Consider the following 14,279-nt stretch of genomic DNA (forward strand, 5'->3'; position numbering starts at 1 on the left):
TCAAGCCGCGCCCACGCTCAATGGGCGTGGCCCGCATGGCTGTCCCGCCCGCGCAGTTCTTCCATCGCGCGGCGGGCGGTCAGGATCGCGGTCTGCAGGAACAGCGCCGACATGAAGGCGGCAACGGCCAGGTCGGGCCAGCGCGAGCCGGTGCCGAAGACGCCGGCCGCTGCGGCCAGCACCAGCAGGTTGCCCAGCGCGTCGTTGCGGCTGCACAGCCAGACGGATCGGATGTTCGCATCCCCCTCCCGCCACCGCCACAGCAGCAGGACAGACGCCACATTGGCCAGGAAGGCGGCGATGGCGATGGCGCCCATTGTGATGGGCTCCGGCACCTCCACCACGAAGACGCGCCACAGCGCGGCGCCCAGCACCCAGGCCGCGATCAGGCCGAGCGAGGCCGCCTTCAGCAGCGCGGCCCGCGCCCGCGTCGCCGGCGCCAGCCCGATGACGGCGAGCGACAGGCCGTAGGTCGCGGCATCCATGGCGAAATCCAGGCTGTCCGCCTGCAATGCGAGGGAGCCGGAGATCGCGCCCGCGGTGAACTCCACCACGAACATCGCGGCATTCAGGCCGATGATGATCCAAAGGACCCGGCGGAAGGCGGGATCGTCGCCGGTGAAGACGTGGTCGTGACCGTCATGGGGCATGGGCTTGATCTCAGGCGCCGGTGACGCCGTCTCAACCCGCACCCTTCATTCGGTTACAACATAGCGGCGCGGTTGCGCGCGGCAGACGCAAGGACCCTTCCCGCATGGCCGGAACGCCCACCTACGCCACCCCGCCCGGTTTCCTCGGCGTGTCGCGGCGCGATGCCGCGGGCGGCATCGCCATCGCCGGAATCCCGATGGATATCGGCACCACCAACCGTGCCGGCACGCGGGACGGGCCGCGGGCCATCCGGGCGGCGTCGCGCATGCTGGTGGATGGCGCGCATCCCGGAAGCTGGGTGGATCCGGCGACGCTGCCGCTGGCCGATGTCGGCGATTTCGCGCTGGCACTGGGCGACATCCCGGGCAGCCTGGCGCTGATCGAGGCCCAGGCGGCGCAGGTCGAACATCTGGTCACGCTCGGCGGCGAGCATGGCGTGACGCTGCCGCTGCTGCGGGCGCTGTCGAAGCGCCTCGGCGCACCGCTCGGGCTGCTGGTGTTCGATGCGCATGTCGACACCTGGGCGGATAATTTCGGCCAGGCCTACGCGCATGGTTCCGTCTTCTACCACGCGATCCGGGAGGGGCTGGTGGACCCGCGCCGGATGATCCAGCTCGGCATCCGCTCGCCGGTGCAGCGGGATGTGTGGGACTGGACCTTGGGCCAGGGCGTGACGGTGGTGACGGCGCAGGATTTTCACGAATCGGGGCCGGCGGCGGTGGCGGCACGGGTGCGCCAGGTGCTGGGCGCCGCACCTTGCTACCTGTCCTTCGACATCGACGCGCTGGACCCCGCCTTCGCGCCCGGCACCGGCACGCCGGAGATCGGAGGACTGGCAAGCTGGCAGGCGCAGGCGGTGCTGCGCCGGCTGGGCGGGCTCGATTTCCGTGGCATGGACGTGGTGGAGGTGGCGCCGGCCTACGACCAGGGGGAGATCACGGCGCTGGCGGCGGCGGCGATCGTCTGGGAATACCTCTGCCGCGACTGAAAGCTTTCCGGCCGATGTCGCGTGGTGCAGCGCGGCCCACGTGACAATCGTGGAGATCGCCAGAAAAACCCCTTGCACTTCGCAGCGTCGGCCGCTATTTATCCGGCCGTGACGAGGCAAGGTTGCTTCGCCGCGCAGACCCGACGCCATCGCACGTGCCGCGAGCCTCCGACTTCGGAGGCACAAGCAACGACGGGACGCGTCTCTTGTTCACGCCGGTCCCGCCGCTTGGGGCCGGAAGGTTCGAGGGAACCGCCTGTGTCGCCTGATCGCCGCCGCGCGAAGCCGGGACCTCTCCCGCCACTTTCCGCGTAACAGCGCCCGAACCGCAACGCGCGGCACCTGCCGGCCCGAGGGCCCTGGCCGGTGCCCCGTGGAGGCGGCTCCATCCTCCGCGTTCCGTCCTCCCGCTTTCTGGCGGGTGGCGTGCCGCGCAGGGTGCCAGGGTGCGCGCCGGTCCGGCCCCGGTTCCCTCCTTCCCGCCGCCGCGCCTGCTCCCTGGGGGCCGTGGCGCGGCGGCGGGCCAAATGACTTCACCCCCAGCCCCGGGAGGGTTGCCTGCATGACCGACCTTCGCTTCCGCGGCGCCGTCGCGCCGCTCCGCCGCCCGAATGTGGACCTGCCGCGCAATGTCGCCGGCGTCGTCGCCGCCCTGCGCCCGGAAGCCCCGCTGCACTGCCTGCGGCCGGCCACCATCGCGGCGACGGGCGCCACCTTCCTCGGCGCCTTCCCCGGCACGGTCATGTATGCGGTGAAGTGCAACCCGGATCCCACCGTGCTGCGCGCGCTGTGGAATGGCGGCCTGCGCCATTTCGACTGCGCCTCGGCGGGCGAAGTGCGCCTGGTTCGCAGCATGTTCCCGGATGCCAAGATCCATTTCATGCACCCGGTGAAGGCGCGCGGCGCGATCCGCGAGGCGTTCTTCGAGCATGGCGTACGCGACTTCGTGCTGGATTCGGCCGCCGAACTGGCCAAGATCCTGGAGGAGACGGGGGGCGAGGGGCTGAACCTCATCATCCGGCTCGGCCTGCCGAAGGGCAGCGCCGTCTATGACCTTTCCGGGAAATTCGGCGCCGAGCCCGTGGAGGCGGTGGCGCTGCTGCGCGCGGCGCGGCCACATGCCGGCAAGCTCGGAGTGTCCTTCCATGTCGGCTCGCAGTGCCTGGACCCGGCCGCCTATGCCCGCGCCATCGCGCTGGCGGCGTCCGTGATCCATGACTCCGGCGTGAAGGTGGAGGTTCTGGATGTCGGCGGCGGCTTTCCGGTGGCCTATCCGGATGTCGTGCCGCCGCCGCTCTCCGCCTTCATGGACGCCATCGGCACTGCCTTCGCGCAGGCCGACCTTCCGGGGGTGGAGCTGTGGGCGGAGCCGGGCCGCGCGCTGGTGGCGGGCGGTGCCTCCATCGTCGTGCAGGTGCAGGCGCGGCGGGACGGGATGCTGTTCATCAACGACGGCGTCTATGGCGCGCTGTCCGATGCCGGCGCGCCTGGCTTCCGCTTCCCGGTGAAGCTGATGCGGCCGAGCGAGGCTGCGCTGGTGCCGTTCAGCTTCTTCGGCCCGACCTGCGACACCGCGGACCGCATGGAAGGCCCCTTCCTGCTGCCCGGCGATGCGCAGGAGGGGGATTGGATCGAGATCGGCCAGCTCGGCGCGTATGGCGCCTGCCTGCGCACCGCCTTCAACGGTTTCGACCGCGCGGGCATGGTGGAGGTGGCCGATCTTCCGCTGCTGGAGACGCCGGGCTACGCCCTGGCGGCCTGACGAGCCCTCTCCCCCGCTCATGGGGGAGAGGGTTGGGTGAGGGGGACGTGCAGGCGACAAGCGCGCCCGTGATCCCCGCTGCCCCCCCTCACCCAACGCTCTCCCCTCTGTGGGGGGAGAGGGATTCCAGTTGCTCAAGGAACCATCCAGATGAAGCATGTCGCCTTTGCCGGTCGTCTCGTCATCCTCGGCTTCGGCTCGATCGGCCAGGGCGTGCTGCCGCTGATCCTGCGGCACATCGACCTGCCCCGGGACCGCATCACCATCGTCACGGCGGAGGAGCGCGGGCAGGACGTGGCCGCCGAATACGGCATCCGCTTCATCCTGCAGGCCGCCACGCGCGAGAATTTCGAGGAACTGCTCTCGCCGCTGCTGGCGAAGGGCGACTTCCTGCTGAACCTGTCGGTGGACGTGTCCTCGGTGGAGCTGATGAAGCTGTGCCGGAAGCTGGATGTGCTTTACCTGGACACGGTGGTGGAGCCCTGGGCCGGCGGCTACACGGACACCTCCCTGACGCCCTCGCAGCGCTCCAACTACGCGATGCGGGAGGCCGCGGTGGCGCTGCGCGAGGAGATGCGCGGCGGGCCGACCAGTGTCACGGCGCATGGCGCCAATCCCGGCCTGGTCAGCCACTTCGTGAAGCAGGCGCTGCTGGACATCGCACGCGACACCGGCGCGCCCGTCGCCTCGCCGCCGCCGGCCTCCGACCGCGCGGCCTGGGCGCGCATCGCGGCCGGGCTCGGCGTGAAGGTCATCCACATCGCGGAGCGCGACACACAGGTGGCCGACCGGCCGAAGCAGCCGGGCGAATTCGTCAACACCTGGTCGGTCGATGGCTTCGTCGGCGAGGGCTGCCAGCCGGCGGAACTCGGCTGGGGCAGCCATGAGAAGGCGCTGCCGGCCGATGGCCACCGCCACGGCTTCGGCTGCGATGCCGCGATCTACCTGATGCGCCCCGGCGCCTCCACCCGCGTCCGCACCTGGACGCCGCTGGAGGGGCCGATGCACGGCTTCCTCATCACCCACAACGAGTCGATCTCGCTGACGGACTACTACACGCTGCGCGATGCCACCGGCGCCGTCACCTACCGCCCCACCGCGCACTACGCCTACCACCCCTGCGACGACGCGGTGCTGTCCGTGCATGAACTCGCCGGCAAGAACTGGCAGATGCAGCCGGAGAAGCGGCTGATGACGGATGAGATCACGCAGGGCATGGACGAACTCGGCGTGCTGCTGATGGGCCACGCCAAGGGCGCCTACTGGTATGGCTCGCGCCTCACCATCGACCAGGCCCGGGCCGCCGCGCCGCACAACAACGCGACGTCGCTGCAGGTCACGGCCGCGGTGCTGGCCGGCGTGATCTGGGCAATGGAGAACCCGCGGCAGGGCCTGGTGGAATCGGACGAGATCGACCACGCCCGCGTGCTGGAGATCTGCGCGCCCTATCTCGGCGATGTCGTCGGAGTCTATTCCGACTGGACGCCGCTGCAGGAGCGCGGCGTGCTGTTCCCCGAGGCGCTGGATGCAACCGATCCGTGGCAATTCGGCAACTTCCGGGTGACGTAGCACCGGGCGGCCGCCCGGCAATTTATTCTGGTTTCGATCCGGTTCACATTTGCATCGTATGGTCTAGGCTCAGCGGAACGTGATCTCCGCTGGATGCCGATATGTCGGAAGCCTCGCAGGCGGGCCTTGCGCCTGCCCAGACGCCGCTGGACCTGCTGCGCCGCCGCCTTCCGGCCCAGCTTGGGCGCCTGCTGAACCGCGCCATCTACGAAGCGGCGTTCCTGGTGCCGACCGTGGCGCGCAGCGGCTTCTTCAACAGCGGCTACCTGCCGCTGCTGCCCGGCTTCCTGCCGGTGGAGGCGCTGCCCCTCCAGGAAGCCAGTGCAAACCTGTACCACTACGTGCTGCACACGCACCCGGGTGAAGGCGGCCCACCGCCCCGGCGGGTGCTGGATATCGGCTGCGGCAGCGGTGGCGGGCTGATCTACGCCGCGGCGCTGTGGCCGGAGGCGATGATCACCGGCGTCGACTGTTCCTTCGCCGGCATCGCCGCGGCCCGGCGGCGGGTGCGCGGCGTGCCGAACATCCGGCTGCTCCGCTGCGGCGGCCATGCGCTGCCGCTGCCCGACCAGTCCTTCGACCTGGCCGCGGGTGTCGGTTCGCTGACGAATATCGGCGCGGCCCCCTTCCTGGCGGAGGCGGCGCGCGTCCTGCGCCCCGGGGGGATCCTGTCGATCTCGGCCGGAACCGGCTGGTCCGTGCGCGACTACCAGGCCATGCTGGCCACGCAGGGTCGGAACCTGGGTCTCCGCCTCATCTCCCTCACCGACATCACTGCCGCCACGCTTACGGCCATCGACTCGGCCCAGGACCAGAACGAAAAACTGATTGCCAGCCTGCCCCGCGCGCTGCGGCGGCAGGCGCGCGAATGGGCGACACTGCCCGGCTCCGCACGCCACGCACGCTACGGCAGCGGGGCGCGACGGGACCTTGCGGCGGTGTTCCGGCGAGACCCCGGCCCGGCCTGAGTCCGGCCGAAGGCCACACTCCACCTCAACCAGCACGCGCAATCCGCTGCCGCCATGCCGCGCAGCGGGGCGCCGGCTTTGACTGGGCCCGCATTGGCGGCATGGTGACCGCCGACCTTGGGGTGCACCGGTATGAAACGCAGTCTTTTGGCAGGCATCGCCTGCCTTGCCCTCGGGGCACAGTCCGCCCAGGCCCAGACGCTGCGCATCGCCATGGCGGCGGAGCCGACCTCCGCCGACCCGCAGCAATACGCCGCGGCGCCGAACTCCACGCTGCACAACCACGTCTTCGAATCGCTAGTCTCGCTCGATGCCCGGCTGAAGGCGGGGCCATCGCTGGCGGTGTCCTGGTCGCGCCGCGACGACACCACCTGGGTGTTCCAGTTGCGGCAAGGGGTGACGTTCCACAACGGCCACCCCTTCACCGCGGCCGATGTCGTGTTCTCCTTCTGCCGCATCCTGAACAACGAATCGGAACTCGCGGTCAGCTACTCCTCCTTCGTCCGCCGCCTGACGCGGGTGGAGGCAGAAGGGCCCAACACGGTGGTGATCGGGACGCGGGAGCCGGAGCCGCTGCTGCCGGCGGATCTGTCCAGCCTGCGGATCATTCCCTCGAACCTGGTGGCGGCGCGCCCCATCGCCTTCAGCGTCGCCGACAATTGCGCCGGCGCCGGCCAGCCCTGGCCGACCCTGGCGCAGTTCAACGATGGCTCCGCCGCCATCGGCACCGGCCCCTTCCGCATGCGAAGCTTCGGCCGCAGCGGCGTGACGGAGTTGTCGCGCAACGACACCTATTGGGGCCCGAAGCCGCATTGGGCCGAGGTCCGGCTGCAACCGGTCACCGCCGCCGGGCCGCGCCTGGCCGGGCTGCTGGCCGGCGACCATGACGTGGTGGAGGCGCCCGCGACCGGCGACATCCCCCGCCTGCGCAGCAATGACGCGGTGCGGCTGGCGGTCTCCCCCACCACCCGGCTGATCTTCCTGCAACTCGACCAGCGCGAGCCGGCGCCCTTCGTCAATGGCGGCGCGGCGCCGAACCCGCTGCGCGATGCAAGGGTGCGCCAGGCGCTGTCGCTGGCGATCGACCGCAAGGCGATCGCCGACCGGATCATGGATGGCCTCGCCTTGCCCGCCACGCAGTTCCTGCCGGAGGGGATGTTCGGCACCCTGCCCGGCCTGCCCACCCTGCCCTACGACCCGGCCCGCGCCCGCGCCCTGCTGGCCGAAGCCGGGCACGCCAACGGCTTCGCCCTGACTCTGCACGCCACCAACAACCGCTACGTCAACGACGCCCGGATCATCCAGGCGGTGGGCCAGTACTGGTCCCGCATCGGCGTACGGACGGAAGTGGATGCGATGCCCTCCAACGTCTTCTTCGGTCGCCGCGCGCGCCGCGAATTCTCCGTCCCCATGGGCGGCTGGGCCGCGAGCGCGGAGGAGACCCTGCTGTTCTTCCGCACCTGGATGACCACCACCAACCGGGACCGCGGCATCGGCGGCAGCAACTACGGCAACTGGTCCAACGCGGCCTTCGATGCCGCCGCGGTGCAGGCGCTGACCACGATGGAGGAGGCGGAACGCGGCCGACTGCTGCGCGAAGCCTCCCGCATCGGGCTGGAGGAGATGCCGATCCTGCCGCTGCATTTCGAGAGCGCCGCCTGGGCCTTCCGGCGCGGCCTGGCCTATGACGGGCGGATGGACCAGCAGACCCTGGCGCAGGAGATCCGCCCGCAATGACCCCCCTCGCCCAGGCCTTCCGCGCCACTGGCCGCATCGCCATCCCGTGGGCGGATGCCGCCTGCGACCTGTCCCGGCCGCTGACGCTGGAATGCTACCGGCCGGCCGGCCACCGGCCCGACAGCCCGGTGGTGCTGGTGCAGCACGGCATGCTGCGCAACGGCGACGACTATCGCGACTTCTGGATTCCGGCGGCGGACCGCCACGGCCTGCTCATCGTCGCCACCACCTACGGCAAGGAGGCCTGGCCGCAGGCCGAGCACTACAACAACGGCCTGGTGCTGGATGATGCCGGCAAGCTGCGCCCGCGCGACTCCTGGGCCTATGGCATTCCGCTGCGCATCTTCGCGGCGCTGCGCGCGGCAGGGGTGACGACGCGGCCGAAGGCCTTTCTGTTCGGCCATTCGGCCGGCGGGCAGTTCGGCCACCGGCTGCTGTCCACCCAGCCGCATGACCTGATCGAGGCCGCCACCATCGGCAATCCCGGCTGGTACACGCTGCCGGTGCTGGATCGGGATTTTCCGGAAGGCCTGGGCGGCATCGGGCTGGGCGAGGCCGAGTTGCTGGCGCTGCTCGCCTACCCGATGACCATCCTGGCCGGCGACCAGGATATCGAGACGGACGGCCCCTCCCTGCCCTCGCAGCCCGCCGCCCTGGCGCAGGGCCCGCACCGCTTCGCGCGCGCCCACAATTACCTGGCGGCCGGACAGGCGGCGGCGGCGCGGCGCGGCGTGGCGTGCAACTGGCGGCTGGTGCCGGTGGCCGGCGTCGGCCATGACGGCCGCGCCATGTCCGCCGTGGCCGCGGCGCTGTGGTTCGAGAACCGGCTGATCCCGGCCGCCGAGGCGGGAGTCGGCGCCGAGGCTGTCGCCTGAAGCGGTCGCGTTGACGCCGAGGGCGGGGCGCCCTACCGTTGTCAGGTCATATGATGACCTGTATCGCCTCGCCCCCCAGGACGGCCGAACCATGATGCGCCGCGACATCGGCATGTCGCCGCTGCGCCCCGCCGCCAACCTCACCGGCGCGCTGGTGCATCGGCTGGCCGAGGAAATCCGCTCCGGCCGCCTTGCCCCCGGCGCCCGCCTGCCGACCGAACAGGACCTGATGCGGGAAGCCGGCGTCAGCCGCACCGTGGTGCGGGAGGCCGTGGCGGCCTTGCGGGCGGAAGGACTGGTCTTCACCCGCCAGGGCGTCGGCGCCTTCGTCAACGAACGACCCGGCGAGGGCATCTTCCGCCTCACGCCCAGCGAGGCCGAGGGGCTGCAACAGGTCATCCAGGTGCTGGAGCTGCGCCTGGCGCTGGAGGTGGAGGCCGCCGGCCTCGCCGCCGAACGCCGCAGCGAGGCCGCCCTGGCGCTGATCTCCGAGGCCGAGGCCACCTTCGATGCCGCGGTCTCCGCCGGCGGCGATGCGGCGGAGGCGGATTTCGCGCTGCATCGCGCCATCTTCCTGGCGACCGGCAACCCGCATTTCCTGCGCTTCCTGGAAGTGCTCGGCCGCCACGCCATCCCGCGCCGCGCCCTTGGTCTGGTGGAACGCAGCGAGGCGGAGCGCCGGCAATACCTGGCGCAGGTCCGCGCCGAGCACCGCCTGGTGGCGGAGGCCATCGCCGCCGGCGATCCGGCGGCTGCCCGCGCTGCCATGCGCCAGCATTTGGAAGCGGCGCGGGAGCGGTACCGGCGGCTGGCGGCCCAGGCGGGGGGATAGCCGGGCGGGTAGGAGGCGCGGCCCCGGCGGACTAGGCTGCCGCAGGAGGACTTCGCCATGGACAACCCGCTGATCCGCCTCGCCGGGCACGCCGCGAACTGGCGCCACCGGCCAATGCCGGCCGATGTCGCGCACCGCGCCCGTCGCGCCCTGGTGGACTGGTTCGCCGCCCTGCTGCCCGGCTGCTCCCAGCCGCCGGCCAGCCTGATGGCGAAGGTGCTGGCCGATCAGCGCGGCACCGGGCGCGCCATCTGCTACGTCGATGGCCACGCCGGGGCGCTGCGCCACGCCGCGCTGCTGAACGCGACGGCCAGCCACACGGTGGAATTCGACGACATCTACCGGGACGCCGGCTACCACCCTGGCTGCCCGACCATCCCCGCCGCGCTGGCCGCCGCCCAGGCGCATGGCGGCGACATGGATTTGCTGCTGCGGGCCATCACCGCGGGCTACGAGGTGGGCTGCCGCATCGGACTCGCCATCCAGCCGAGCCACTACCGCTACTGGCACACCACCGGCACCGTCGGCACCTTCGGCGCCGCGGCCGCGGTCGGCGTGGTGCTCGGCCTGGACGAGACCCGCATGGCGCACGCAATCGCCACCGCCGCCACCATGGCCGGCGGGCTGCAACAGGCCTTCCGCGGGGAGGGCATGAGCAAGCCGCTGCATCCGGGACATGCGGCGGAAGCGGGCGCGCTGGCGGCGCTGGCGGCCTCGGCGGGGGTGACCGGGGCGCTCGACGTGCTGCACGGCCCGGTGGGATTCGCCGCGGCGACCAGCGAGGACACCGGCAAGTGGGACAAGGCGCTGGCCGGGCTGGACGAGACCTTCGCCATCACCGGCATGACCTTCAAGAACCACGGCTGCTGCGGCCACATCTTCCCGGGTCTTGATGGCCTCGCCGCGTTGCAGGACACGCACGGCTTCACGGCGGACGATATCGTGAAAATCCACCTCGGCGGCTACAGCGCCACCAAGGATGTCTGCGACCGGCCCGAGGTTGCGACCGAGCAGCAGGCGCGGTTCAGCGCGCAATACTGCATGGGCGCCCTGCTGGTGCTGGGTGGCGTGCGGCTGGCCGCCTTCACGCCCGAAAGCCTGGCGGACCCGCGCATTCGCGCCGTGATGCCGAAGGTCACCGTCAGCCTCGACCCCGCTTTGGCGCAGGACTACCCGGCGCGGCGCGCGGCGCGGCTGCGGGTGGAGCTGGCGGATGGAGGGGTGCTGGAGCACTACCAGCCGACCCGCAAGGGCGACCCCGACGCGCCGCTGACCGATGCGGAGCTTGCCGCGAAGTTCCGCGAACTGGCGGAGCCGGTGCTGGGCAAGCCCGAGGCGGCCGCGCTGCTCGTCCTGCTGCGCGAAGGTTCCACGCTGCCGGGCCTGCTGAAGACGACCTTCTCCGGGGATTAGTGCCCAGTAGAAAGGAAATCTTTCTTTTTCGGCCTTCTTGCGTGAGGTTCTAAGGAAATCCATTCTCCGTTCTGGCCGGCGCCCTTCGCCAGCACCAGGACCTGAACATGACCCTCCCACGCCGCCGCCTCCTCGCCATGTCCGCCGGCCTTCTCGCGACCCCGGGCCTCGCCCGCGCCCAGTCGGACCGCCCCATCCGCCTGATCGTGCCGGTGGCGCCCGGCGGCAGCCAGGACATCGTCGCGCGGCATTCGGCCCGCGCCCTGACGGACATCCTCGGCCAGACGGTGCAGGTGGAGAACCTGGCCGGCGGCGGCTCCAACATCGGCTATGCCGCGGCGGCGCGCGCGGCGGCGGATGGGCACACGCTGCTGGCCGGCGCCGATACGCTGTCCATCACCGGGACGCTGACGCCGCGCCTGGGCTTCGACCCGCTGGGCTTCGCCGCCATCCACCGCACCGTCCGCGTGCCGCAGATCCTGGTGGTGCGCGCCGATGATCCGGCGGCCGATTTCGCCGCCTGGTTCGCCGCCAGCCGCCGCCAGCCCCCGGCCGTGGGCACGCCGGGCCACGGGCAGTTGGCGCATCTGCTGGTGGAACAGCTCTTGCGCGCCGCCGATTCCCGCTGGACGCATGTGCCCTATCGCGGCGGCGCGCTGGCGCTGAACGATCTGCTGGGCGGGCAGCTCCAGGGCGTGATGATCAACATCGGCGCGGTGACCGACCATGTCCGCTCCGGCCGGCTGCGCGGTCTGTTCGTCAGCCCGGAGGCGCGGGCCGCCGCCCTGCCGGATGTGCCGACCCTGCGTGAGGTCGGCTTCGCCGGGATGTCCGCCGTCGGCTGGCACGGGCTGCTGGCGCCCGCCGGCACCGACCCCGCCATCATCGCCCGGCTGAACGCCGCCAGCCGGGCCGCGGTGAAGCGGCCGGACATCGCCGAGCGCCTGGCGGGCCTGGGCGTCGAGCCGACCGACGAGGCGCCGGAGGCGCTGCAGGCGGCGATCCGGGACGATGCGGCGCGCTACGCCGAGATCATCCGCCGCTTCGGCATCACGGCCGCCTGACGGGCTTGAAAGGCGGCCGGCTCGCCATGCGGGCCGGCAGCGCCGACAGCAACGCGCGCTGCGCGGCCTCGGGCAGATAGGGCCAGGCCGAGATCTCGTCGCCGCTGCGGCCACAGCCGCGGCACAAGCCGGTGCGCGGGTCCAGCAGGCAGGCCCCGGTGCAGGGGCTGGGCATCATGCCGCGCGCCCCGCGCGGACGCCGAGCGCGAAGGACTGCGCCAGCCCGTTCCCCGGCACGTAGCCTGCCGCGCCATGGCCTGAGACGCCGCAGGCGACGCCACCCGCCGCGAACAGGCGCGGAATGGCGGTGGCATCCGGCCGGAGCACCCGCCCCGCGCCATCCACCCGCACGCCACCCTGGGTATGGGCCAGGGCGCCGGTGACCTCCGCCGCGTAGAAGGGTGGCACCAATGGGTGGCCCCAGGATTGGCGGCCGAAGCCGTCAGGCTGGCGGCCCATCGCGGCCAGGGTCTCGGCCAGCGCCGCCGGCGGCAGCGCGAAGCGCGCGGCAAGGGCGGGCACATCCGCGCATGCCGCCACTGCCCCACAGGCCACGGCGTGCCGGAACGGGCCGCCGGCCAGCGCCGCCCGATGCGCCGCCTCGCCCCAGATCTCCACCGCGGTACCGCCCGGCTGCGCCAGCAGATGCGGCGTGAGCTCCGATGGCCCCATATCCTCCGCCACGAAGCGGCGGCCGAGGCGGTTCACCAGGATGGCGCCGAGCGCCGGCAGCGCGCCGCCGAAGCGCGGCCTTTCCCGCCCCACCAGATGCGGCGAGACATGCGGCTGGCCCTGCCAGGAGTCCAGGCAGCGGAATTCCGCGCCCAATGCCTCCGCCCAGCGGAGCGCGGCGCCATCGCTGAGCGTGCCGCCGACATGCACCGCCGCCGCGGCCTCCGGGCAGAAACGCGCGACCAGGTCCGGCGCGCCGCCGAAGCCGCCGGTGGCCAGGATCACGGCGCCGGCCTCGATCCGCCCATCCGCTTCGACACCGGCAACGCCGGGCAGCAGCGCCGTCACGGCGACTCCGTCGCGGAATGCGATGCCGGGATGCCGTGCCACCGCCTGCCGCAGCAGCGCCTGCAATTCCGCGCCGGATTCGGCTGGCGTGGCGTGCAGCCGCATGGCGGAATGGCCCGGCCAGCGCAAGCCCGTGTGCAGGTGCAGCGGCAGGATCGGGTCGAGGAAGGCCAGCGCCTCCGCCGCGCCGTGGGTCACCGCCTCCAGCAGCAGCGGGTCGACCGCATCGCCAGACTTGGCGCGGATATCGGCGGCGAACAGCGCGGGCGAGTCGGGCTCCTCCTGCCAGCGGGTGCCGGCCGCGGCGATCAGGCCGCCGGACAGGGCCAGGGTGCTGGGCGTCGCGGCGTCACGTTCCAGCAGCAGCACCCGCCGCCCGCGATCCGCCGCCGCCAACGCCGCGACCAGCCCGGCCGCGCCGGCGCCGGCCACCACCACATCCCACATCAGCCGTGCAGGTGGCAGGCCACGCCGCCCTGGTTCTCGCCCGGCGCCACGGTCCAGCGCGGCAGCTCGCGCGCGCAATGCGGCATGGCGTGGACGCAGCGCGGGTGGAAGGGGCAACCTGGCGGCGGGTTCGCGGCGCTCGGGATTTCGCCGATGATGCGCGGCAGCACGCCACGCCGCGACGGGTCCGGAATGGGCGAGGCGTCGCGCAGCATCTGGGCGTAGGGGTGCATCGGGTTGGCCAGGACGCGCCCGGCCGGCCCTTCCTCCACGATGCGCCCGAGATACATCACGGCGACCCGGTCGCAGAACCAGCGCACCACGGACAGGTCGTGGCTGACGAACAGGAAGGCCAGGCCGCGCCGCTTGCGGAGGTCCTGCATCAGCAGCAGCACCTGCGCCTGCACCGACACATCCAGCGCCGAGACGGGCTCATCCGCCACGATCAGTTCCGGCTCCACCGTCAGCGCGCGGGCGATGCCGATGCGCTGGCGCTGGCCGCCGCTGAATTCGTGCGGAAAGCGGTCGAGCGCCGCCGGCGGCAGGCCGACTTCCTCCAGCAGGGCGCCGGCGCGGCGGCGCGCTTCCTTGCCCACGGCGAGGCCATGCACGCGCATGGGTTCCATCAGCGCATCGCCGATCGATTGCCGCGGGTCGAGCGAGGAGTACGGGTCCTGGAACACGATCTGCATGCGCCGGCGCAGCGCCTTCAGGGCGGCACCGCGCGCGGCCAGCACATTCTCCCCCTTCCAGGTGACGGTGCCGGCATCCGGCTCGATCAGGCGCAGCAGGGCGCGGGCGGCGGTGGATTTGCCGCAGCCGGATTCGCCGACCAGCCCGAAGGCCTCGCCGGCGTTGATGGTGAAGGAGATGTCCTCCACCGCGCGCACGCGGACGGTGCGTGGCGTGGGAAACCCCTTCTTCGAGACGAAGTGCTTTCGCAGGCCGTCCAC

Annotated in this window: 13 protein-coding genes; 9 read left to right on the top strand and 4 right to left on the bottom strand. The window is 72.0% G+C overall.

The genetic code is table 11. The annotated features are described in order from the left end of the window. Positions 1–17: 17 nt before the first annotated feature. Entirely contained in the window at positions 18–650 is a 633-nt protein-coding gene (locus tag ACFHPP_RS12830) for a cation transporter (protein ID WP_437163642.1), read from the bottom strand. A 104-nt stretch (positions 651–754) separates the two neighbouring features. On the opposite strand from ACFHPP_RS12830, the gene speB reads away from it, so the two are divergent. The 9 genes from speB to ACFHPP_RS12875 all read left to right on the top strand — a co-directional run bounded on the left by speB (position 755) and on the right by ACFHPP_RS12875 (position 11,859). Continuing rightward, positions 755–1,639, top strand: coding sequence for an agmatinase (speB, locus tag ACFHPP_RS12835; RefSeq protein WP_437163643.1), 885 nt, complete (start codon positions 755–757; stop codon positions 1,637–1,639). Positions 1,640–2,201: 562 nt separating this feature from the next. Continuing rightward, positions 2,202–3,401, top strand: coding sequence for a type III PLP-dependent enzyme (locus ACFHPP_RS12840; RefSeq protein WP_437163644.1), 1,200 nt, complete (start codon positions 2,202–2,204; stop codon positions 3,399–3,401). 150 nt (positions 3,402–3,551) lie between these two features. Then, positions 3,552–4,970: a homospermidine synthase gene (locus ACFHPP_RS12845; RefSeq protein ID WP_437163645.1), complete on the top strand. Its 1,419-nt coding sequence runs from the start codon at positions 3,552–3,554 to the stop codon at positions 4,968–4,970. A 101-nt stretch (positions 4,971–5,071) separates the two neighbouring features. Next, positions 5,072–5,938, top strand: a complete 867-nt coding sequence (locus ACFHPP_RS12850) for a class I SAM-dependent methyltransferase (RefSeq protein WP_437163646.1) — start codon at positions 5,072–5,074, stop codon at positions 5,936–5,938. Between the two features lie 132 nt (positions 5,939–6,070). Then, complete coding sequence (locus tag ACFHPP_RS12855) at positions 6,071–7,675, top strand: ABC transporter substrate-binding protein (RefSeq protein WP_437163647.1); 1,605 nt, start codon at positions 6,071–6,073, stop codon at positions 7,673–7,675. Continuing rightward, positions 7,672–8,550 (top strand): alpha/beta hydrolase, encoded by an 879-nt coding sequence (locus ACFHPP_RS12860; protein ID WP_437163648.1) that lies wholly within the window; start codon positions 7,672–7,674, stop codon positions 8,548–8,550. The genes ACFHPP_RS12855 and ACFHPP_RS12860 overlap by 4 nt, the downstream gene beginning before the upstream one ends. A 91-nt stretch (positions 8,551–8,641) precedes the next feature. Next, positions 8,642–9,382: a FadR/GntR family transcriptional regulator gene (locus ACFHPP_RS12865; protein WP_437163649.1), complete on the top strand. Its 741-nt coding sequence runs from the start codon at positions 8,642–8,644 to the stop codon at positions 9,380–9,382. 57 nt (positions 9,383–9,439) lie between these two features. Further along, entirely contained in the window at positions 9,440–10,795 is a 1,356-nt protein-coding gene (locus tag ACFHPP_RS12870; protein ID WP_437163650.1) for an MmgE/PrpD family protein, read from the top strand. A 107-nt stretch (positions 10,796–10,902) separates the two neighbouring features. After that, on the top strand, positions 10,903–11,859 hold the full coding sequence (locus ACFHPP_RS12875) for a Bug family tripartite tricarboxylate transporter substrate binding protein (RefSeq protein ID WP_437163651.1): 957 nt from the start codon (positions 10,903–10,905) through the stop codon (positions 11,857–11,859). Here ACFHPP_RS12875 and ACFHPP_RS12880 read toward each other — a convergent pair. The 3 genes from ACFHPP_RS12880 to ACFHPP_RS12890 are packed head-to-tail and all read right to left on the bottom strand — an operon-like array spanning position 11,846 to position 14,279. Next, positions 11,846–12,037, bottom strand: coding sequence for a DUF1289 domain-containing protein (locus tag ACFHPP_RS12880; protein ID WP_437163652.1), 192 nt, complete (start codon positions 12,035–12,037; stop codon positions 11,846–11,848). The genes ACFHPP_RS12875 and ACFHPP_RS12880 overlap by 14 nt on opposite strands. Further along, positions 12,034–13,311, bottom strand: coding sequence for an FAD-dependent oxidoreductase (locus ACFHPP_RS12885; protein ID WP_437163653.1), 1,278 nt, complete (start codon positions 13,309–13,311; stop codon positions 12,034–12,036). The genes ACFHPP_RS12880 and ACFHPP_RS12885 overlap by 4 nt, the downstream gene beginning before the upstream one ends. 14 nt (positions 13,312–13,325) lie before the next feature. Further along, a complete protein-coding gene (locus ACFHPP_RS12890; RefSeq protein ID WP_437163654.1) occupies positions 13,326–14,279 on the bottom strand; it encodes an ABC transporter ATP-binding protein in 954 nt (317 codons plus the stop codon).

Source organism: Falsiroseomonas sp. E2-1-a20, assembly GCF_051433195.1.
Taxonomy (GTDB): domain Bacteria; phylum Pseudomonadota; class Alphaproteobacteria; order Acetobacterales; family Acetobacteraceae; genus Falsiroseomonas.